At 69.8% G+C, this 20,789-nt stretch carries 15 protein-coding genes; 7 read left to right on the top strand and 8 right to left on the bottom strand.

Annotated elements, in window-relative coordinates:
* Window positions 1–28: 28 nt before the first annotated feature.
* Both OG844_RS41205 and OG844_RS41200 read right to left on the bottom strand, forming a co-directional pair.
* Window positions 29–1,021 (bottom strand): aldo/keto reductase, encoded by a 993-nt coding sequence (locus tag OG844_RS41205; RefSeq protein WP_406388209.1) that lies wholly within the window; start codon window positions 1,019–1,021, stop codon window positions 29–31.
* 60 nt (window positions 1,022–1,081) lie between these two features.
* Window positions 1,082–2,002: a family 16 glycosylhydrolase gene (locus OG844_RS41200; RefSeq protein WP_406388211.1), complete on the bottom strand. Its 921-nt coding sequence runs from the start codon at window positions 2,000–2,002 to the stop codon at window positions 1,082–1,084.
* Window positions 2,003–2,191: 189 nt separating this feature from the next.
* Here OG844_RS41200 and OG844_RS41195 point away from each other — a divergent pair, with 189 nt between their 5' ends.
* On the top strand, window positions 2,192–2,716 hold the full coding sequence (locus tag OG844_RS41195; protein ID WP_406388212.1) for a DUF4232 domain-containing protein: 525 nt from the start codon (window positions 2,192–2,194) through the stop codon (window positions 2,714–2,716).
* 214 nt (window positions 2,717–2,930) lie between these two features.
* Window positions 2,931–3,431: a DNA polymerase ligase N-terminal domain-containing protein gene (locus OG844_RS41190; RefSeq protein WP_406396001.1), complete on the top strand. Its 501-nt coding sequence runs from the start codon at window positions 2,931–2,933 to the stop codon at window positions 3,429–3,431.
* 13 nt (window positions 3,432–3,444) lie between these two features.
* Here OG844_RS41190 and OG844_RS41185 read toward each other — a convergent pair whose 3' ends face one another.
* The 4 genes from OG844_RS41185 to OG844_RS41170 all read right to left on the bottom strand — a co-directional run bounded on the left by OG844_RS41185 (window position 3,445) and on the right by OG844_RS41170 (window position 6,546).
* Window positions 3,445–3,828, bottom strand: a complete 384-nt coding sequence (locus tag OG844_RS41185; RefSeq protein ID WP_406388214.1) for a MerR family transcriptional regulator — start codon at window positions 3,826–3,828, stop codon at window positions 3,445–3,447.
* Window positions 3,829–3,857: 29 nt separating this feature from the next.
* Window positions 3,858–4,892: an MDR family NADP-dependent oxidoreductase gene (locus OG844_RS41180; protein WP_406388215.1), complete on the bottom strand. Its 1,035-nt coding sequence runs from the start codon at window positions 4,890–4,892 to the stop codon at window positions 3,858–3,860.
* Window positions 4,893–4,987: 95 nt separating this feature from the next.
* A complete protein-coding gene (locus tag OG844_RS41175; protein WP_406388217.1) occupies window positions 4,988–5,689 on the bottom strand; it encodes a class F sortase in 702 nt (233 codons plus the stop codon).
* Window positions 5,690–5,817: 128 nt separating this feature from the next.
* Window positions 5,818–6,546, bottom strand: a complete 729-nt coding sequence (locus OG844_RS41170; RefSeq protein WP_406388219.1) for a hypothetical protein — start codon at window positions 6,544–6,546, stop codon at window positions 5,818–5,820.
* Window positions 6,547–7,036: 490 nt separating this feature from the next.
* Here OG844_RS41170 and OG844_RS41165 point away from each other — a divergent pair, with 490 nt between their 5' ends.
* On the top strand, window positions 7,037–9,220 hold the full coding sequence (locus OG844_RS41165) for a discoidin domain-containing protein (RefSeq protein ID WP_406388220.1): 2,184 nt from the start codon (window positions 7,037–7,039) through the stop codon (window positions 9,218–9,220).
* Between the two features lie 74 nt (window positions 9,221–9,294).
* Here the strand turns inward: OG844_RS41165 and OG844_RS41160 are convergent, their stop codons facing one another.
* Window positions 9,295–10,917 carry an FAD-dependent monooxygenase gene (locus OG844_RS41160; RefSeq protein ID WP_406388221.1) on the bottom strand — a complete coding sequence of 541 codons (1,623 nt, stop codon included), beginning with the start codon at window positions 10,915–10,917 and terminating at the stop codon, window positions 9,295–9,297.
* 148 nt (window positions 10,918–11,065) lie between these two features.
* The gene (locus tag OG844_RS41155) at window positions 11,066–13,768 is read right to left on the bottom strand and encodes a cellulose binding domain-containing protein (protein ID WP_406388223.1); all 2,703 of its coding nucleotides are present in this window, start codon (window positions 13,766–13,768) and stop codon (window positions 11,066–11,068) included.
* Window positions 13,769–14,532: 764 nt separating this feature from the next.
* On the opposite strand from OG844_RS41155, the gene OG844_RS41150 reads away from it, so the two are divergent.
* The 4 genes from OG844_RS41150 to OG844_RS41135 all read left to right on the top strand — a co-directional run bounded on the left by OG844_RS41150 (window position 14,533) and on the right by OG844_RS41135 (window position 20,782).
* Entirely contained in the window at window positions 14,533–14,760 is a 228-nt protein-coding gene (locus OG844_RS41150; protein WP_329213613.1) for a type A2 lantipeptide, read from the top strand.
* Window positions 14,761–14,842: 82 nt separating this feature from the next.
* Window positions 14,843–15,646 (top strand): hypothetical protein, encoded by an 804-nt coding sequence (locus tag OG844_RS41145; RefSeq protein WP_406388225.1) that lies wholly within the window; start codon window positions 14,843–14,845, stop codon window positions 15,644–15,646.
* A complete protein-coding gene (locus OG844_RS41140) occupies window positions 15,643–17,922 on the top strand; it encodes an NHLP family bacteriocin export ABC transporter peptidase/permease/ATPase subunit (RefSeq protein WP_406388227.1) in 2,280 nt (759 codons plus the stop codon). Before OG844_RS41145 ends, OG844_RS41140 begins: the two co-directional genes overlap by 4 nt.
* 1 nt (window position 17,923) lies before the next feature.
* On the top strand, window positions 17,924–20,782 hold the full coding sequence (locus OG844_RS41135; RefSeq protein WP_406388228.1) for an NHLP bacteriocin export ABC transporter permease/ATPase subunit: 2,859 nt from the start codon (window positions 17,924–17,926) through the stop codon (window positions 20,780–20,782).
* The last annotated feature ends 7 nt before the right edge of the window (window positions 20,783–20,789 follow it).

Here is a 20,789-nt window from a genome sequence, read left to right as displayed (position 1 = left end):
CGGTGCTCGGCCCCGGCTCGTGTCCGCGTCACCAGCGCGCGTGGATCTCCGCGCGGATCCGGCGGTCGTACAGCTCCCGCACCGCGTCCAGCGTGCTCAGCGGCAGCGGGGCAAGAACGGCCGCGGCAGCGTTGGCCCGGGCCTGAGCCACGGAACGCGCACCGGGGATGACGCTCGTGACACCGGGCTGCTGGATGATCCAGCGCAGCGCGGTCTGCGCCGAAGTGGCGCCTTCGGGAACGAGTTCGGCGAATTCGGCGGCAGCCGCCACACCGGTCGCGAAGTCGACGCCGGAGAACGTCTCGCCCTGGTCGAAGGCCTCGCCGTGGCGGTTGTACGTGCGGTGGTCCTCGGGAGCGAAGACCGTGTCCTCGGTGTACTTGCCGGACAGCAGTCCGGAGGCGAGCGGAACCCGCGCGATGATCCCGACTCCCGCCGCGGCAGCCGCCGGAAGCACCTCGTCCAGCGGCTTGAGGCGGAACGGGTTGAGGATGATCTGCACGCTCGCGACACCCGGCCTGGCGATCGCCGCGAGTGCCTCCGCGCACGTTTCGACGCTGACCGCGTAGGCCTTGGTCCGCTTTTCCGCGACGAGCGTGTCCAGGGCGTCGTAGACCGCGTCCGAGGAGTAGACGCTGGTCGGCGGGCAGTGCAGTTGTACGAGGTCGAGCGTGTCGACGCCGAGGTTGGCGCGCGAACGGTCGTTCCAGGTACGGAAGTTGTCCAGTACGTAGTTCTCGGGGACCTGGTCGGCGCGCCGGCCCATCTTGGTGGCGACGAAGACGTCCGCGTCCGGACGGTCCTTCAGGTATCGGCCGATGAGCTGCTCGCTGCGGCCGTCCCCGTAGACGTCGGCGGTGTCGAAGAAGGTGACTCCCGACTCGACGGCCGCGTCCAGGACGTCGAAGGCGTCGGCCTCCCGCACCTCACCCCAGTCCCCGCCCAGCTGCCAGGTGCCCAGTCCTACGACCGATACGTCACGTCCGGTCCTGCCCAGTGTCCGCTGCTCCATGAGGATCATGCTACGTCGCCGCCCGGGGCCGGCGGCGTGGTGGACCGCCGGCCCCGGGGTGGGCCCTCGTCAGTTGGTGGTGACGCGTACGTAGTCGACGACGAGCTGCTGGGGGAACGTGGTGCTGCCGTCCGGATCGCCGGGCCAGTAGCCGCCGACGGCGAGGTTGAGTATGAGGAAGAACGGCTTGTTGAAGACCCAGGGATTGCCGTTGAGGTCGGCGGGAGTGCGCCTCTGATAGACGGTGCCGTCGACGGACCAGGTGACGGAGTCCGGTGCCCAGTCGACGGCGAAGGTGTGGAAGTCGTCCGCGAAGGCCGCCCCGCCCGGGAGGCTGTATCCGGCACCGATTCCTCCGGATCCGGAGTAGCCGGGGCCGTGCAGGGTCCCATGGACGGTACCGGGCTCGAAGCCGACGTTCTCCATGATGTCGATCTCACCGCTGTTCGGCCAGCCGACGCTGCCGATGTCGGCGCCGAGCATCCAGAACGCGGGCCACATCCCCTGTCCGCGCGGGACCTTCATCCTGGCCTCGACATGACCGTACGTCTGGGTGAACCTGCCGGAGGTGTTGAGACGGGACGAGGTGTACTCGCAGGTTCCGTACCAGCACCGGTAGTTGCCGGGGTTCTCCTTGCGCGCGGTGATGACCAGGTTGCCCTGGCCGTCGAGGGCGGCGTTGTTGTTGCCCGCCGTGTAGTACTGCCGTTCGTGGTTGTTGACGTTGTCGCCGGTCTCGATCTGCCACTTGCCGCCGTCGACGGCCGAACCCGCGGCTCCGTCGAACTCGTCGGCGAACACCACGGCGGCCGGGGCCGCGGCCTTCGGTGCCGCGGAGGACGCGGTCGTGTGGGGAGACGGGGCGGCCGACGCGCCTGCGGGAAGGGCGGTCAGGGCGGCCGAACAGCAGAGCAGCGAGAGGGCGTACATCATCGTGCGACGCCGTTTCGCCGGACGCCTCATGGTGTGATCAAAGGGGTGCACAGTCATCACGTCACTTCGAGGTGGAGGATGGTGGGGGGCATGTGCATGACAGGTGGACGCCGAGAGGTGAACGGTTGGGGCGCTCATCCCGGGCGTATATTTCAACTCTTGATTTAAGACAGGCGCCGAAGAGCCGTCAAGGTCCCGGTCCGGACCGGGCGGGTAGAAGTCATCGCCATGGGGAACGGACATCTCATGCGTATGCGACCCGTACTCGCCGTTCCCGCCGCAATCGCCCTGGCCCTGCTGGCTCCGACGGGTGCCCTGGCGGCCTCCTCAGCCGTCGCGGCCCCGGTGCCGCCCACCTGCCGAGACAGCCGCCTGGCGGTCGCCGCCACCGCCTCGGACCAGCCCGACGCTGTACGGATCAGCATCACCAACCGCGGTGGCACGGCCTGTGTCGTCGACCGCATCCCCACCGTGGTCTTCGGCGGCTTGGACGGCTCGGCACAGCCGGTGCCCGCGAGCGGGAGCGCACCGTACCGCCTGGCGGCCGGCCGATCGGCGTACGCGGCTGTGCGCACGCTGGCCCCCACGTCGACGGAGCTGCGGGTGGCGGACCGGCTGACGGTCGCCGGGGACCCGTCCCACCGGGGACGCACCTTCGACGCCGCCTCTCTGGGAGCCCCCGACGGTATCCGGGTGTGGGAACCGGTCACCACGTCGTGGCACCCGTCGCAGGCCGCTGCCGACGCGGTGCTCGAGCGGCACACGGACTGACCGCCGGGGCAGATCCCACGGCCCCCCTACGGCCGCCGTCGTGCGCCGCGCGGCCGACGGCGGCACAGTGGAGGTACGGGCCGCGCAGTGCCTGCGCGGGCCTGGCCGGGCGGAGCCGCACGCCTCGTCCGACGGCAGTCCAGGGCGGAAGGATCCAGCCGTGAGCAGCGACGACGCACAACGTTTCGTGGTGCAGATCCATGAGGCCCGGCGGATGCACTTCGACTTCCGCCTGGAACTGGACGGCGTATTGAAGTCGTGGGCCGTGCCCCGCGGCCCGTCGGACAATCCGCGCGACAAGCGGCTTGCCGTGCCGACGGAGGACCACCCGCTGGAGTACCGCGAGTTCGAAGGAGTCATTCCACAGGACGAACAGGGCAGCGGCACCGTCATCGTCTGGGACCAGGGCACCTACCGTCCGCTCAGCCACGACGCCGAGGGCGCTCCCGTACCGTTCGGCGAGTCCCTGGACCGCGGGCACGCCACGTTCTGGCTCGACGGAAGCAAACTGCACGGCGAATTCACGCTCACCCGCTTCCACATCGGCAACGAGGACGACACCGACGGCCCCGAGGCCTGGCTGCTCATCAAGGCCGACGACCGGCAGGCCGTACGCGACAGGCCCGGCACACCCGACCCGTACCACGCCCGCTCGGCCCGCACCGGCCGGACACTGCACCAGGTCGCCGCCGCGGAACGGGAGCGGGCCGGCTGACCCGTGGTCCGGGTCAGGACACGGTCGTCCGCCCCTCGACCCGCGCCGCGAGCTGCTCCCGCAGCCGGCTCAGCCGGGCGATCTCCGCGTCGAGTACGGCAAGCCGCCGCGCCGCCACCCCCTCGCTCTCCGCGCCCCCTTCCCCGGATCCGGCACAGGACCGGAGCGGTCCGTCGACCAGGAGGTCCAGTCGGTCCGAGCAGTGCCGCACATCCTCGACCGTCAGCCCCAGCGACAGCAGCTCACGGATGACGCGGACCCTGGCGACATCACGCGTTCCGTACTCCCGCTGGCCCGTCGTGCTGCGCCCGGGCGGTGGCAGCAGTCCCCGCTCCTCGTAGAACCGCAACGCTCTCGGCGTGGTCCCCGCTGCCGCCGCAGCGTCACCGATCCGCATCCGCCACCCCCAGGGTTCCCGCAGCGTTCTCACAACGTGACGACGACGGTGCCGAGATGGTGACCGCCGATCATCTCGTGCAACGCCCGTGCGGCGTTGTCCATGCCCGCGATCCGCACATGCGGGAAGGTGATCTCTCCGGAACGCAGCCACTGCCCGAACCTCCGGTTCCACTCACCGTGCGCCTCCGGGTGGTCGAGCCCGCTGATGCCGGTCATCGTGACGCGCTTGACGACGAGTTGGAACGAGTCGATCTCGACGGGGGCCGTGGTGCCGCTCCCCCGCTCGGACAGCTGACCCGACAGCGCCCCGACCAGTACGAACCGGGCGCCCGGGCGCGCCGCCCCGACGGCCGCCCGCAGCTGCTCCCCCCCGACCATGTCGACGAACACATCGATGCCCTCGGGTGCCGCTTCGGCCAGCCGATCGGACAGGGAACCCTCCTGCCCCCTCAGTACGACCGCGTCGTACCCCAGGCGCTCCCGCATCACGGCGGCCTTCTCGGGTGAGCCGGTGCTGCCGATCACGCGGCCGGCCCCGAGCAGCCTGGCGGTCTGTCCCGCCATGGATCCGACCGCTCCGGCCCCGCCGGACACGAACACCGTCTCCCCGGCCCGCAGTTCCGCGACCCGGGTGAGTGCCGCGTACGCCAGGGACCCCTGGGACAGATGGGCCACCGGGTCGGGCAGGACGTCACCGAGCGGCGTGCATCCGGCGGCGGGGACCACGGCGTACTCCCGCCAGCCGAGATAGTGCGAGACCAGCTCCCCCACGGCCGGTCCGCCGGGGCCTGGGTTCGTCACGACCTCTCCGACGGCCGCACCGAACAGGGTGTCCCCGGGGCCCACACCCGGGAAGGGGGCTCCCTCGACTCCCCCGCCGATGACCGTACGCAGGGCGGGAAAGACCTGGAAGCAGCCGTTGCGCACCAGGACCTCACCCTCCCCGGGCTGCGGCAGCGGTGTCTCCACGACACGGAAGTGCTCCGGGCGGGGCAGTCCTTCGGGAACGGCGGCAAGCCGCACTTCCCGGGAGGTGCGAGGCAGGGGCGGTCGAACGGTCATGCGGGCTCCTCGTCTGCGGGCCTCCGGCCGATCGGCCGGAGGCCCGCAGACGCTAAACCCTCACCTGTACGTCAGGGGCAAGCCCCGGGCTGTACTCACGCGGGCCTGACGGCTACCAGGTGGGCGAACACCACCACGTTGTCCTTGTAGTCCTTCGCCTTCTTGTCGTACTCGCCGCCGCACGTGATCAGCCGGAGCTGGGCGGTGCCGTCGTCGGCGTACACCCGCTCGTCGGGGAAGTTCGCCTTGCTGAACGTCTCGACCGAATCCACCTGGAACACGGTGACGATGCCGTCCTCGCGGGTGATGCTCACCTTGTTGCCGGGCTTGAGCGTCCCGAGCAGCAGGAACACGGCCGGGCCCGTCATGGTGTCGACGTGACCGGCGACGACCGAGGTGCCGCGCTCGCCGGGGGTCGCCCCGTCCTTGAACCAGCCGGCCAGATTCATGTCGTTCGGGGGCGGCGCGTCCAGCCGCCCCGACGGGCCGATGGCCAGCGGAGTGAACGGGGCGTCGACGGCGATCTTCTTGATCCTGATCCGCGCGGGTTCCGACCGGGACAGCCCGTAGGACTCGGAGGACTCGGAGGGCGCCGGAACGGGCGAGGGCGGGGCGGCGGCGGGAGAGGACGCGGGCGCCGGCGCCACGGCCGCGACGGGCGGCGGGACTCCTGCCGAGGCGTCGAGGGAGTTGTAGACGAGGAGGAAGCCCAGGCCCACCGCCACGGCGGGCCACAGCAGGGAACGGCCGAGGCCGGGGGAAGCGGACTCTGTGTCGGACGGCTGCTGGGCGGCCATGCGCATGCTGCCTTTCGGGTACGAGGAGGGCGGAACGGACCGGGGGACGCCGGGGGAAAATCGGCGCGGCCACCGCCCGGGGAGGGCGGCGGCCGCGACAGGAATATCTTCGGCCCGGCGGATGCCTGTCAGGCTGCCGCGACACCCGAGGTGTTGCGGCGGCGCAGCCGGTATGCGGCCGCCCCGATACCGCCGAGCATCAGCAGGGAGCCCGCTGCCAGGCCGCCGCCGGACAGAGCCATCGCTCCACCGCCGGTGTGGACGCCGCCCTCCGGCTTCTCGTGCTTCCAGGTCTCCGACTTCTCGCTGCCCGTGGTGCTGCCGGACTCGGAGCCCTCTTCCTTGTCCTTCTGCCAGTCGTCCGCCGTGATGCCGGCCAGCGCACCGCCACCGGTGTGCACGCCACCCTCCGGCTTCTCGTGCTTCCACGAGTCCGGCTTCTCACGGTCCGCGTTGTTACCGCCCGCGGACTCCTCCTTGTCCTTCTGCCAGTCGTCCGCCGTGATGCCGGCCAGCGCACCGCCACCGGTGTGCACGCCACCCTCCGGCTTCTCGTGCTTCCACGAGTCCGGCTTCTCACGGTCCGCGTTGTTACCGCCCGCGGACTCCTCCTTGTCCTTCTGCCAGTCGTCCGCCGTGATGCCGGCCAGCGCACCGCCACCGGTGTGCACGCCACCCTCCGGCTTCTCGTGCTTCCACGAGTCCGGCTTCTCACGGTCGTCGTTGTTGCTGCTCGATGAGGAGCCGCTGTCCTTGTCCCAGCCATCGGCCGAGGTCACGGCGTACGCGGCTGGGGCAGAGACCGCGAGGACCGCCGTGACGGCGGCCGATGCGAACAGGGTGCGAGCAGAGCGCATGGATACACAGTCCTTTCACCACCCCCGCGAAGGCCGACACATCGTCGGCTCATCGGATCGCAGGTGCGACGTGATCCACCGTCAGCTGAAATCCCGTGTCCCACCACTGGGGAGAGCCGCATTCGAGGGACTCCATGGGCTCTTCGTGTGACAGCAGGCCAGATGTCACCCGTTGGACGGCACGCCACGCCGAGGCGATGTTTGGGCGGCGGCGGCCCCGTTACGGGACACACGGGGCCGATGAGCCGATCCCCCACTTCCTGAACAGACGAGGTCTCAGATCTCACGCTCCGTCACTGAACAGGACGAATCAAAGGGGCAATCACTGCAGGGGTGTCATCAGTTCTTGTCGTCAACAGGCCCTGATACATCTGTTGTTGCACATCTCTTGACGTGTTCGTAACAAGGGTGGAGTATCTGCCGCAGCCGGAGAGAGCGCTCTCTGGCTGTGCGCGTCGTGTACCCGCCCCACGACTCAGGAGACACTCGTATGTACGCACCCCCTCTGTTCCACAGACACGTTGCCCCGCTGGGCAGAAGACGCGGCGGTGTGCTGGCCGTCGTCGCCGGCCTCGTCCTCTCGCTCCTGGCGTTCGTCCCCTCGACCCCGGCGAGCGCGGCACCCGCGCTCCTGTCGCAGGGCAAGACGGTCACCGCTTCCAGCCAGGAGAACGGCGGCACTCCCGCCGGCTTTGCGGTGGACGGCGACAACGGCACCCGCTGGGCGAGCGCCTTCGCCGACCCCCAGTGGATCAAGGTCGACCTGGGCGCCTCCGCCTCGGTGAGCCAGATCGTGCTGCGGTGGGAGGCCGCCTACGGCACCGCCTACCGCATCGAGTTCTCCACGGACAACAACAACTGGAGCACCGCCTACTCGACCACGACGGGCCCCGGCGGCACGGAGACGCTCAACGTCTCCGGCACCGCCCGCTACGTCCGGCTGACCGGTACCACCCGGGCCACCGGGTACGGCTACTCCCTCTGGGAGTTCCAGGTGTTCGGGACGACGGGCGGCGGGGGCGACCCGCAGATCCCCGGCGGCGGTGACCTCGGCCCCAACGTCCTGGTCTTCGACCCGTCGACCCCGAACATCCAGGGCAAGGTCGACGAGATCTTCAAGAAGCAGGAGTCGGCCCAGTTCGGGACCGGCAGGTACGCGCTGATGTTCAAGCCGGGCACGTACAACAACATCAACGCCCAGATCGGCTTCTACACCCAGATCGCGGGTCTCGGCCTGAAGCCGGACGACACCACCTTCAACGGTGATGTCACCGTGGACGCCGGCTGGTTCAACGGCAACGCCACCCAGAACTTCTGGCGTTCGGCCGAGAACCTCGCCCTCAACCCGGTCAGCGGCACCAACCGCTGGGCCGTCTCCCAGGCCGCCCCCTTCCGCCGCATGCACGTCAAGGGCGGGCTCAACCTCGCGCCGAACGGATACGGCTGGGCCAGCGGCGGCTACATCGCCGACAGCAAGATCGACGGCCAGGTCGGCCCCTACTCGCAGCAGCAGTGGTACACCCGCGACAGCTCCATCGGCAGCTGGGGCAACGGCGTCTGGAACATGACGTTCTCCGGAGTCGAGGGGGCGCCCGCGCAGAGCTTCCCCGAGCCGCCGTACACGACCCTGAACAACACCCCGGTCTCCCGCGAGAAGCCGTTCCTGTACCTCGACGGCAACAACTACAAGGTCTTCGTCCCCGCCAAGCGCACCAACGCACGCGGTGTCTCCTGGAACGGCACCCCGCAGGGCGAGTCCATTCCGCTGAGCCAGTTCTACGTGGTCAAGCCCGGCGCGACCGCGCAGACGATCAACGCCGCCGTCCGCCAGGGGCTGCACCTGCTGTTCACCCCGGGCATCTACCACGTCAACGAGCCCATCGAGATCAACCGCGCGAACACCGTCGCACTGGGCCTCGGCCTCGCCACGATCATCCCGGACAACGGGGTGACCGCGATCAAGGTCGGTGACGTCGACGGCGTCAAGCTGGCCGGCCTCCTGGTCGACGCCGGTACGCAGAACTCCTCGGTGCTCGTCCAGGTGGGCCCCGACGGCGCGGCGGCCGACCACTCGGCCAACCCGACCTCGCTCCAGGACGTGTTCGTCCGGGTCGGCGGAGCGGGCGCCGGCAAGGCGACCACCGGCATGGTCGTCAACAGCGACGACACGATCATCGACCACACCTGGCTCTGGCGCGCCGACCACGGCGACGGGGTCGGATGGGAGACCAACCGGTCCGACTACGGTCTGCGGGTGAACGGCGACGACGTGCTGGCCACCGGGCTGTTCGTCGAGCACTTCAACAAGTACGACGTGCAGTGGTACGGGGAGAACGGCAAGACGATCTTCTTCCAGAACGAGAAGGCGTACGACGCCCCCAACCAGGCCGCCATCCAGAACGGCGGCACCAAGGGGTTCGCCGCCTACAAGGTGGCCGACTCGGTGACCACCCATGAGGGCTGGGGCATGGGCAGTTACTGCTACTACAACGTCGACCCGACCATCCGTCAGGAGCACGGTTTCCAGGCACCGGTGAAGCCCGGAGTGAAGTTCCACGACCTGCTCGTGGTGTCCCTGGGCGGCCAGGGACAGTACGAACACGTCATCAACAGCACCGGATCCCCCACATCCGGCACCTCGACCATCCCGTCACAGGTGGTGTCCTTTCCCTGAGACGGGGTGAGGTGAGCGGAGCTCCACTCACCCGACGGCGCGGGGCCCGGCAGCAGTCACTGCCGGGCCCCGCGTCACGTCCCGACGAGCATCTCCAGGTAGGAACGCAGTTCCGGGCCCGTCGCGGCGGTGATCCGCAGCCCCAGGTAGCCGTCGGGCCGTACGAGGATCGCCTCGCCGCCCCGAGCGCCGTACATCGACCGGAACTCGTCGAGGCCGTCGTGCACGGCGGGCAGTCGCAGCCCGGGTGCCCGCACCTTCGGAGCGAGGACCGCGCAGGCGTTCAGCAGGCCGGGCGCCGCCCGCTCGGCGGCAGCCGCCACCTCGTCGAATCGCGCCGGCTGCTCCTCGTCGTCCGCGTAGAGCAGCAGGGTGTGGTCGCGTCCCCGCAGCAGGGTGAACAGCCGTACGGGGAAGGACGCCAGACCGTACTCGAGGCCGCCGCAGTCGGGAGCGCGGTCGCCCGGGGCGGGGCCGTCGTGCGCGGTGCCGTCCGGGCCCACGACGGGGCTGCCCCGGTAGCCGACCAGGAGCTGTGCCTCCCGGCGCATCATCGTCGCCGGGTCGTCCGGATCGGACTGCATGCCGCTCCGCGCATGACGGACCGTTCGCCGCACCACTTCCTCTCCGACCGGGCGGCGCTCGGAGTCGTAGCTCGCCAGCAGGCCCTCGCCCGCCCGGCCGCGCACGGCGGCGGCCAGTTTCCACGCCAGGTTGTAGGCGTCCTGCACACCGGTGTTCATGCCCTGGGCTCCCGTGGGCGGGTGGATGTGGGCGGCGTCCCCCGCAACGAACACCCGCCCCTGCCCGTAACGGTCGACCAGCCGATGGCTGATGCGGAAGACGGAGGACCAGCGCAGCGACGATGCGGTCGTGGGCACGGGTGAGAGCCGGTCGAGCACCGCCTGGATGTGCTCCAGCCCGGGCTGCGGGCCGCGGTCACCGCTCAGACCGTGCACCACCTCGTCCTTCCCGGTCCGCTGGGCCTGCGACAGTTCCGGCGGAGTCAGCATCGACATCCGGTAGCGGCGGAGCCCGGGCAGCGGGATGCACACCAGCAGGTCGTCGGTGCGCCCGTCGACGACGTGCGAGGACCGGACCGTGTACCCGAAGGGCAGGTCCCAGTCGACCTCGACATCGCCCAGCATGTACTCCTCGGGGAGGGCCGCACCCTCGAAGGTGAGCCCGAGGCCCTTGCGTACGACGCTGTGGGCGCCGTCGCAGCCCACCAGGTAGCGGGCCCGGACCTCCTCCGTTCCGCCGGAGGGCAACGCGAGACGTGCCCTGACCTCGCCGTCGTCCTGCTCGAAGGAGACGAGCTCCGTACCGCGCTCGACCTGTCCTCCCAGGCGGACCAGGAGCTCTTCGAGGAGCCGTTCCGTCTCGTACTGCGGGAGGGCGGCGAAGGCGTAGGGAACGTCCGCGGGCAGGGTCAGGTCGATCCGGCCCTGTTCCTCGCCGTTGACGTAGAGCAGTTGCCCCTTCAATGGGATTGCGGTCTCCAGCGCCTCGCGGACCATCCCCATCCGGTCCCAGATCTCCAGGGTCCTGGGCTGGACGCCCACCGCCTTGGCGAAGGGCTGACGGGCGCGGAGCCGGTCGACGACCCTGTTCCCGATGCCCCGCCGCTGCAGCTCCGACGCGGCCGTGAGACCGACCGGGCCCGCCCCTACGACCAGCACGTCGACGTCGATCACGGTGCCTCCCGGGAGGAAGTGCGTCACTCAAATGCAGCACACCGGGGGCGTTGTGTCCATTTCGCGAATCGGGTGGGCCGACGCGGGAGGACTCGTTCCCTCCCGCGCCGCCCCGAGATCGCCGGCCCGTGCAATCTGCCCGTGGGCGTCAGGCGACGGTGCAGGCCTCACCGCCCAGGGTGAAGGCGGTGGGCTCGACGTTGCTGCCCGACCAGCTGCCCGAGAAGCCGAAGCCCACGGAGGAGCCGGACGCCACCTTGCCGTTCCAGCCGACATTGGCCGCGGTCACCTTCGCACCGTCCTGCCGCGGGGTGGCGTTCCACATCTGGGTGACCTTCTGCCCGCCGGAGAAGGACCAGGCCAGCTGCCAGCCGTCGAGGGCCGCGCTTCCGGTGTTGGTGACCGTCACATCGGCCTGGAAACCACCGGACCACTGGTTGGTGATCGTGTACGTCACCGAGCAGTCGGCGTCCGCCGGAGGCTCCTCCGGGTCGGGACCCGGATCCGGGTCGGGGTCCGGGCTGCCGGAGTCCGAGGACTCGCCCACCTGGATCCCCCGGCCGTTCGTGGAGACGTACACCCGTCCGTAGACCCGCGGGTCTCCGGTGATCGCGGCCCCGGTCCAACCCCACTGGCGGGTGTCGTCGTTGATGCGGGTCCAGTGCGCACCCGCATCCGTGGACCGGAAGATCCCGCGCACCCCACCGATCTTCGCGCTCACGAAGACGGTCTGGTACGAGGCGCCGGGGGCCGCCTTGCCGAAGCCGACGCTGTCCGCCTGCTCCACGCCGGAGAACTTGGTGAAGCTCGTACCGGAGTCGGTGGAACGCCACAGCCCGTAAGCGCCTGTCGACGTGCCGCCCGCGAGCCAGATGTCGCCCTCCTTACCGGGCAACGCCTTGAAGCGGACGTTGCCTTCGGCGGGCAGGCCGTTCGCCTTGGCGGTGAAGGTGGCGCCGCCGTCCGTCGACACGTAGAAGGTGCCGGCCTTGAAGCCGTAGAACTTCTTCGGGTTCTTGCGGTCGGACTCGACCGTCGCCCCGGCCGGAATGCCGGTGGACGCGGTCCAGGAGTTGCCGTAGCCCGTCGTGCGGTGGACGGCCGCGCCGTCCGGGCTCCAGACGAATCCACTGGCGTCCGCCGCTGCGGCGACCGTGCCGCCGCCGGTCACTCCGGAGGGCTCGGAGCCCTGGAACCAGTTGGCTCCGTTGTCGGTGGAGAAGCCGATGTGCGGTGCCGCGTCGGCGTTGCCGACCCGGACGACCGTTCCCGGTGACGCCTCCGCGAAGTCCAGGCTGGTGGTCGAGTCGAGGTTCGGCGAGGTGAACATCAGGCTGGGCACCGCGTCGAGATTCGTGTGGCGGAAGCCTCCGATGTCGCCGAGCGCACTCAGCAGCGGAGCTCCGGAGGGCGGGCTCGCCAAGTCGTTGACGGCCGTCTCCTCCAGCCCCTTGACCATCGGGGTGATCTTGAACTGGCTGCCCGAGTCCCAGGAGGTGAGGTTCTCGGTGCCGTAGACCGTCGCGCCCGTGCCGTACATCATCCGGTCCGAGTCGAACGGGTCGATCTCCAGTGCCTCCGTCATCCAGCCCAGCTTGGGCGAGGTCTCGGGCGGTGACGGGTGGGCGCCCCAGCTGAGCCAGGGGACGGTGGAGACGTCCAGGGTGTAGCGGTTGGAACGGTTCGGGTAACTGGTGTAGTCCCAGGCCTTCGTCCAGGTCGCGCCGCTGTCCGTGGAACGGAAGAGCTGGGTGTCGGGCCACCAGGAGCTGTAGGCGGTGGCCATCAGGGTGCCGGGCTGCTGCCGGTCCACGGAGAGTCCGCTGAAGCCGTAGTAGGTGTCGGCCTCCGCGACCGGGCTGACGTCCGTCCACTCGCCGGTCCCGGTGGCGTACCGCCAGATGCGCCCCTTGCCGCCGTCGTACGGGCCGCCCGTGTCGCTCAGGGTCAGATACAGGTGGCCCGTCGAGGAGTCGAGCACGCCCTTGTGCGCGAGATACCCGGTCGGCTGTCCGGCGATCCGCGACCAGGTGCTTCCGCCGTCCTTCGAGCGGTAGACGGTGTTCGCCTTGTCGGCGACCCCCACGTAGATGTCCTTGGTGGTGCTGCCCGCGCTGCCGGAGCGCTCGTCGAACGTCACCCAGACGATGCCCTGGTTGTCGCTGGCGTACCCACTGGTGTCGGACGGGTCCTGCGCGTAGTTGCCGGGATTCGGAAAGGCCGTCACCTCCGACCAGGTGACCCCTGAATCGGTGGACCTCCACAGCCCGTTGCCGCTGGGGGCACCCAGGTAGAGGACGGAGCTCTTGTTCGGGTCGACCGTGAGGCGCTCACCCATCCCGCGCCCCGGCATGTTGCCGCCCAGCTTGAAGGGAAGCGTGGTCGCCTTCCAGGACGCGCCGCGGTCCGAGGACCTGAGGACGGCGCCGTTCGTCGGGTCCCAGCTGTTGGTGTACGTGCCGACTGCCGCGTACACGTTGTCGGGCTCAGCCGTGTCGGAGGCGAGACTGACGACGCCGGACCAGCCCCATCGGTCCCAGTCCACCCAGTCGAGCAGCGGGGTCCACTGTTTGCCCGACTGGTCCCACCGGTAGGCACCGCCGATGTCGGTACGTGCGTAGGCGAGGTTCTTCTCGGACCGGTTGAAGACGATGCCCGGCACGAAACCGCCGCCGTCGATCCGCGCGTTCTTCCATGTGTAGGTGTCTGCGGCGATCGACACATCGGATGCTTCGGCCGTGCGGGGCACATCGTCGGAGCGTGCCGCCGCCGGGGATCCGGTGACGGCCAACCCGGCGGTCAGGGTGAGTGCCGCCAGTAGTGCGGCGAATGGTCTGGCGCTCAAGCGCACGGAAACGTCCTCTCCGAGCTGGGCCGCCGAGGACGGCGGCTGGGGGGTGGACACAGAGATGGGAGCGCTCCCATGAAGCAACACGATGGTAGCGTCGCGCGCCGCCGGGGAGAAGGGTGGTGCGCACGGTTCATCGGATGAATCGGCCACGAGCCCCGCGCAGACCACCCCGCACCCTTCCGACGGCACCGCCTGCCGACTGCTGACGCCCTCACCCCGCGCCCAGGTCCCCGCAGCATCAGGGAAAGGGGCACATCTCCGCCACATTCCCGGAGGCCGCGTGACGGATGAACACGCAACGAGAGAAATAGCTCCACCTATTCACTGACTGCACTCATTCCCGGCCTCCTCTTCCCAACTCGTGCGGACGGGGATACGCACGCGTTTCTTCACGCGGACACGCATATCGCCGGTTCCGCAAAAACCTGCACACCGCATACGCAGACCGAGCACGCGGCCGCCGAGAAACACCCGGTCCGAACCAGGTACGTACCAGGTCCAGGGCCGTTTGGTACGGGAGTGCCCCACTTGGAGCAAGGAGAGTCACGACCACGAGGAATTCGTCCCGTGAAGCTCGTGAAGGATTTGCCGTCAGAAAATGAACGGGTCTGCACGCGAGGCGATTCGAGGGCGCAGATATCGACCGCGCCACCCTTGTTCGATTGGCTGCGCAAGCCATCGGCGTGCTTTGATCCTGGCCCATACGGGAGCCGCACCACGGGTTTCCGGTTTAAGGAATTTCCAGACGAAGGGCAGCGCTCATCATGAACCTCACCCCCCAGGTTGAGACCCTCGAGATCTCCGACAACGACCTGGACAACGTGTCCGGCGGCCTCATCGGTGGCGTTCTCGGCAATGTCACCGCCACCGCCGACTCGATCGCCCCGGTCACCGGCATCGTGGGCTCCGTCACCGGTCTGGTCGAGTCGACCACCGGCGTGAACACCGGCGCGGTCACCGGTCTGGCCACCGGCCTCACCGCCGGTCTCTGAGAGACGGCAGCACCCACCGAGCCCCGGAACCCGTCGGTTCCGGGGCTCGGTGCCGACCGCCGACAGGTGAGGGAAGAGTTCCGTGCAGTTCCGCCAACAGGCCCTTTCCAAGCTGCAGTCGCCCGAACAGCTCAACCTGCCGGTGCGTTTCGCGCGCCCGCAGGGACTGCTCGTCCTGAGCATCACCGTGGCGGTGATGGCCGCTGCCTGCTTCTGGGCGGTCACCGGCACCGTGGCCACCACACTCAGCGCCCCCGGGATCCTCACACACGCCAAGGGCAGCTACATCCTGCAGAGCCCCGTAGCCGGACAGATCACCGAAGTGCTCGCGGAAGAGGGCGAAAGCCTGCCTGCCGGCGCACCGTTGCTCAAGGTCCGCACGGAGCAGGGCGATCACGTCGTCCGCACCATCGACGCCGGCAGGCTGACCACGGTGACGGCCACGATCGGCGCCGTGGTCACCACCGGCGCCGATGTGGCGAGCGTCGAACGCGTCGACGGCACGGCCGATCCGCTCGTCGTGATGCTCTACGTACCGGGCAACAAGGGGGCGGCCGTCCCGGTGGGCGCCTCCGTCGACCTCACCGTCCAGTCCGTGCCCTCCCAGCAGTACGGGGTGCTGCGCGGCCGGGTGGCCGCGGTCGGCCGGCCCCGGACCCAGCAACAGATCACCCGGTTCCTCGGTGACGGCCAGCTGGGAGAGCAGTTCTCGCGCCGAGGCAGGCCGGTGGCAGTCCTGGTGAAACTCGACCGCTCGGCCGCCACCGAGTCCGGCTACCGGTGGTCATCGACCCAGGGGCCCCCGTACGCGATCGACTCCATGACCCTGGCCACCGGCTCCGTCCATCTGGCCGACCGGCATCCGATCGATTGGCTCCTCCCGTGACCGCACCGCACCCCTCCCCCGCAGCGCAGCGGCTGCCGCCCCCCGGTCGCGGCAGACACCGCCCCGAGAGCGCCTCCGGAGGCAGGCGGCGGTCGCGGCCGCGGCCTGCGCCGAAGACCGGACGGACCAGGACCGTCCGCACGCCCACCGTGCTCCAGATGGAGGCGCTGGAGTGCGGGGCGGCCTCGTTGGCCATGGTGCTCGGCCACTACGGCCGGCATGTGCCGCTGGAGGAGCTGCGCATCGCCTGCGGAGTGTCGCGCGACGGGTCGCGAGCCAGCAACGTGCTGAAGGCGGCCCGCAGTTACGGCCTGACGGCCAAGGGCATGCAGATGGAGCCCGCCGCACTCGCGGAGGTCCAGGCGCCGGCCATTCTGTTCTGGGAGTTCAACCACTACGTCGTGTACGACGGCATCGGCCGGCGGCTCGGACGCCGGGGCGTGCACATCAACGACCCCGACAAGGGTCGCCGTTTCGTTGCCTCCGAGGATTTCGACACCAGCTTCACCGGAGTGGTGCTCGTGCTGGAGCCGGGCGACGATTTCCGGCGCGGCGGCCGGAAACCCGGCGTCATGGGCGCCCTGCCCGCGCGGCTGCGCGGCACCACGGGCACGATGCTGGTGGCACTGCTCGCCAGCCTGCTGCTCGTGGCCGTCGGCGCCACGCTGCCGGCCCTGAGCCGTACGTACATCGACATGTTCCTGATCGGCGATCAGACCTCGCTGCTGGGTGTGCTGTTCGGCGCGATGGGCACGATGGTCGCGCTCACTCTCGTACTGACCTGGCTGCAGCAGGCGAATCTGCTGCGCGGCCGCATCATCTCCTCCACGCTCGGCAGCGCCCGCTTCTTCCGTCATCTGCTGCGGCTGCCGGTGACCTTCTTCGCCCAGCGCAGTCCCGCCGACCTCGTCCAGCGCCTGCAGTCGAACGACGCCGTGGCCGAGACACTCGCCCGCGACCTCACCGCGGCCGGTGTGGACGGAATCGTCGTCATCCTCTACGCGTTCCTGCTGTGGACCTACGATCCGCAACTGACCGTCATCGGGGTGGGAATCGCCCTGCTCAACGTGGTCGCGATGCGCATCGTCGTACGGCTGCGGACCACCGGTACCCAGAAGCTGCGGGCCGACAGCGCCCGGCTGACGAACACCTCGTACACCGGGCTGCAGTTGATCGAGACCATGAAGGCGACCGGCGGGGAGAACGGGTACTTCCGGCGCTGGGCGGGCCAGCACGCGACGACGCTCGACGAGCAGCAGCGGCTCGGAGTGCCGAGCGCCTGGCTCGGCGTCGTCGCTCCCGCGCTCGCGACGCTCAACAGCGCGCTGATCCTCTGGATCGGCGGGCTGAGGGCGGTCGAGGGGCACATCTCGATCGGGCTGCTCGTCGCCTTCCAGGCGCTGGTGACCCGCTTCACCGCACCCGTCACCCGGCTCAACGGGGTGGCCGGGCGGGTCCAGGACTTCGCGGCCGATGTGGCCCGTCTGAAGGATGTCGAGAACTTCCCGGTGGACCCCCTCTACTCCCGCCGCGAGCCCGCGGCGAGTACACGCCGGCTCAAGGGCCATGTGACGCTGGACGACATCAGGTTCGGTTACAGCCCGCTCGACAAGCCGCTGCTCACCGGATTCTCGCTGTCCGTGGGCCCTGGTCAGCAGGTGGCGCTCGTCGGCGGGTCCGGCAGTGGCAAGTCGACGGTCTCCCGGCTGATCTCGGGGCTCTACAGCCCGTGGGAGGGCACGATCCGGATCGACGGGCAGCGCTTGGAGGACATTCCGAGGGGCGCGTTGGCCGCGTCGGTCTCCTTCGTCGACCAGGACGTCTTCCTGTTCGAGGGCACGGTGCGGGACAACGTGGCGCTGTGGGACCCCTCGGTGCCGGACGAAGCCGTGGTCGCCGCGCTCCAGGACGCCGCACTGTACGAAGTCGTCGCCCGCCGCCCGAGGGGTATCCACAGCAGGGTGGAGCAGGACGGCCGCAACTTCTCCGGCGGCCAGCGCCAGCGTCTGGAAATCGCGCGCGCTCTCGTGCGACGGCCCAGCATCCTGGTGCTGGACGAGGTCACCAGCGCACTGGACGCGGAGACCGAGCAGGTCATCATCGACAATCTGCGGCGGCGCGGCTGTGCCTGCGTCGTGATCGCACACCGGCTGAGCACGGTCCGCGACAGCGACGAGATCGTGGTCCTGGACCACGGATCCGTCGTCGAACGCGGGCGGCACGAGGACCTGGTCGCTGCCGGGGGTCCGTACGCCGAACTGGTCAGGGAGCACTGACGTGACGTCCGTACACCACCCTGCGGGCGCGGAGTCCCTAGGACAGGACCCGGTCATCGGAGCGCTGGGAGGGCTCGGCGCTCCCATCGACTGCACCGGGCTGCGCAGCCTCTCGCTCGAAGGGCCCCAGGTGCTGTGGCTCGTCGTGGGCGGTGCCCTCGACCTGTTCGCGGTCGACGCGCTGGAGCAGGGCCACTGGCACTTCCTCGGTCGGCTCGAGCCGGGAACACTGGTGCTGGGACCCGTCGAGGGGCCTCAGCACACGCTGGTCGGCCGGCCCCTGCAGGAGTGCGTGCTGCGCCGGATCCCGCTGCGGGAGCTCTACCGGCCCGAGTACGCGGCCCAGGGGGCGTTCGAGGGGCAGTACCGCAGCCATTACGACACGGGCGATGCCGCTCTGAGTCTGCTGGAGCACGCCTTCTCGCTCGGTGTCGGGCGCAGTCAGCGTGTCCTGTTCGAGGCCCCGCTGGACAGCAGGACCGCTCTCGAAGAGACGGTGGGCGACGACAACATCCTCTGGCTGCCGGTGTCGCCGGGCAGCGTGCAGTACGGTGCCGCTTTCAGCGCCGAGGCGGCCGGTGACCTGCTCGTCGACGGCGCGTTGTGGCAGGGGATGGTCAACCAGCAGTACCGGTTGCTGTCCGCGCTCGACCGCTGGATCGAGCAGCTGGAGCGCGCCCACGAGGACCGTACGGCGGCCGGTATGAAGGCGGGCGAAGCCGTCCGCAAGGAGGCCGACGAGGCGCTGCTGACCTCGATGGGCCGTTCCGGCAGGAGCTCTTCGCGCAGGGCGGGCGCCACCGATGACGCGGTGTACGCGGCCTGCCGGCTGGTGGCGCGTGATTCGGGGATCGTTCTGTCGGAGGCTCCGGCAGGCGGTGCGGTGAGCGACCGGATCGATCCGGTCGAGCGCGTCGCGGTCGCCTCCCGGATCAGGACGCGCCCCGTGCGGCTCGACGGGCGCTGGTGGCGGGAGAACTCCGGGCCTCTGGTGGGCCACCGGGCCGCGTCGGGGGCACCGGTCGCGCTGCTCTGGCGCCGCGGCGGGTACGAGTCGGTGAACCCACTGACCGGCCGGCGCTCCCGCGTCGACAGCACAGCCGCCCAGGACTTCGAGCAGCGTGCCGTCATGTTCTACCGGCCGTTGCCCGAGCGGCCGCTGGGCACGTGGCAGCTGCTGCGCTTCAGCCTGTTCGGCACGCGGGCCGATCTGCGCAGACTGCTGCTGACCGGACTCGTGACGGTGGCGCTCGGTTCGCTGGTGCCGCTCGCGACGGGCCAGGTGCTCGGCGTGTACGTGCCCAATGCCGAGAGCGACCTCATCGTCCAGGTCTCACTGGCCGTGATCATCACCGGTGTCGTGTCGGCCGCCTTCATGCTGCTGCAGAACCTCACCATCCTGCGAATGGAGGGGCGCATCGAGAGCACGCTCCAGCCCGCTGTGTGGGACCGCTTGCTGCGTCTGCCCACGAAGTTCTTCACAGAGCGGTCGACGGGCGAGCTGGCGGGCGCGGCGATGGGTGTCGGTGCGATCCGTCGCGTGCTGTCCGGGATCGGGCCCGTGGCCGTGCAGGCCGGCACCCTCGGTGCGATGAATCTCGGCCTGCTGTTCTGGTTCAGCGTCCCGCTGGCGCTGACCGCCATCGCGATGCTGGTCGTCATCGCGGGTGTGTTCCTCACCCTGGGCATGTGGGAACTGCGGTGGCAGCGGCGGCTGGTGGAGCTCGGCAACAAGCTGAACAACCAGGCGTTCCAGACACTGCGCGGGCTGCCCAAGCTGCGGGTCGCCTCGGCGGAGAGCTTCGCGTACGGGGCGTGGGCGGCGGAGTTCGCGCGCAGCCGCGAGCTGCAGAAGCGGGCGGGCCGGATCAAGAACCTGACGACGGTGCTCAACGCGGTCTATCTGCCGTTGTGTTCGCTGGTCATGTTCATCCTGCTGGCGGGCCCTGCCCGCGGCTCGTTGTCCGCCAGCGAGTTCCTGACCTTCAACACCTCGGTGACCATGCTGCTGACCGCGGTCACGCAGCTCACCGGGGCGTTCGTGTCCGCTGCCGCCGTACTGCCGATGTTCGAGCAGATCAGGCCGGTGCTCGACGAGGCGCCCGAGGTACGGGGTGCCAGCACGCAGCCCGGCGCGCTGTCCGGGGAGATCGAGGCCCGGGGCCTGTCCTTCCGCTACACCGATGACGGTCCCGCCGTGCTCGACGACCTGTCCCTTGCCGTGCGGCCGGGCGAGTTCGTCGCGATCGTCGGTCCCAGCGGCTGCGGCAAGTCGACGCTTCTGCGGCTGCTCATCGGCTTCGACAAGCCGGCTTCCGGCAGCGTCCTGTACGACGGCCAGGATCTGGCGGCACTCGACCAGGCGGCCGTGCGCCGCCAGTGCGGGGTCGTCCTGCAGAACGCCCAGCCGCTGTCCGGCTCGATCCTGGACTGCATCTGCGGCGCCGAGGTCTTCACCCAGGAAGAGGCGTGGGAGGCCGCCGCGATGGCGGGTCTGGCCGAGGACATCACGCGCATGCCGATGGGCCTGCACACCATGATCTCCGGTGGCGGCGCCATCTCCGGTGGCCAGCGTCAGCGGCTGATGATCGCCCAGGCGCTCGTCCGGCGGCCCCGCATCCTGTTCTTCGACGAGGCCACCAGCGCGCTCGACAACGAGACCCAGCGCACGGTGATCGAGAGCACCCGGTCCCTGAAGGCCACCCGCGTCGTGATCGCGCACCGGCTCTCCACGGTCCTGGACGCCGATCGTGTGATCGTCATGTCGGACGGCCGGATCGTTCAGCAGGGGCCGCCCGCCGAGTTGCTCGCGGACACGGGCGGGCGGCTTCATGAGCTGGTGCGGCGTCAGATGCACTAGGCGACAG

Source organism: Streptomyces sp. NBC_00887, assembly GCF_045207585.1.
This window is presented reverse-complemented; position numbering and strand designations above follow the sequence as displayed.